Origin of the sequence: Erythrobacter sp. QSSC1-22B (assembly GCF_001678665.1) — a bacterium.
Lineage (GTDB): Bacteria > Pseudomonadota > Alphaproteobacteria > Sphingomonadales > Sphingomonadaceae > Qipengyuania.
The window spans coordinates 1-997 of the sequence record NZ_LZRP01000035.1 but is presented as its reverse complement, the minus strand read 5'-3'; the positions used below and the strand labels follow the sequence as shown (position 1 = coordinate 997).

Sequence of the window (997 nt, the reverse complement as noted above, 5' to 3'; positions counted from 1 at the left end):
GGGCGCGCTTCGTTTTGGCACGGGCAGGCGCTGCGGTGGCTTGGCCATGAGCTCCTGATAGAGAGCGCTTTGTTTCATTATCCGTCCATCGCCGAGGTCGCCGCTGGAGCAATTTAGGAGTTTGTTGATGCAGGCCGCCATCCAGCGGTCGATAACAGTATCTTCCCACGCCATGAAATAGTCGGTGTGGAAACTCTGTCCTCTGGGGCCATCTGGGGTCATCATCTGATCGCTAGCCAGATGCCATGTTTCCGGCCGATCCCCCTCTTGGATCGTGTAGATCGACTGGTTTGTGTAGACGGGGATATGGTAGGGATGGGTATCCGGACATCCGCCTCCGCCACCGTAAGACATATGCGAACGGTGGTCAGGGCTGTCGAGGTTTTTACCGTCCCAGCAATAGGGGGATGAGACCGAGATATCCAGCTTCATACCGACTGTGCACGGGGCAAGGGCTTCCTCCATGGTTTTCATCCACCCGGTAACATTGCGCGAACCATTGAGGCACTTGAACAAAGGCGCTTGATCGGGCCAACCGAAGATGAACTTCAGACCACGGGGGACATCGACCGGAATATCCCCCATCTTGGAGAACCAAGGATCGTTTGCAGGACGCCGCTTGTAGTAGATATTGTTGTAATTAGGCACAACGACCTGCTGGGTTCCGTCCACCAGGGTTTGAAGCATGGCCGGCTGCCAGTAGGCAGAACGGTTCAGCGCGTTGTTACAAGTGCTGTCTCCGGTCGTGCGCAGACTCTTATAGGTCGAGTTGGCATTTGCACCGGTATTCCCGAAGAAGTGGTGCAAGTGGAACTCACCCGGCCGTCCCGGCATCACAATGGGGTCATCGTAAAGATAATGGCTCGGCGCACAAAGGAAGCGGAAAGCCCCTACCACGTCAGGCGCGCCAGAACCGGCCAGGCGCATAGGCCCAAGCAACGAATCCACATTAAGGCCTGAGGCTACCATCTGCGCCTCAACTGTCCCGTCGAGATTG

1 protein-coding gene is annotated in these 997 nt (G+C 56.5%); it reads right to left on the bottom strand.

The genetic code is table 11. The features are described 5' to 3' along the window. A partial coding sequence (locus A9995_RS15725) for a DUF1996 domain-containing protein (RefSeq protein ID WP_067614759.1) occupies positions 1-997 on the bottom strand: 997 nt, incomplete at both ends.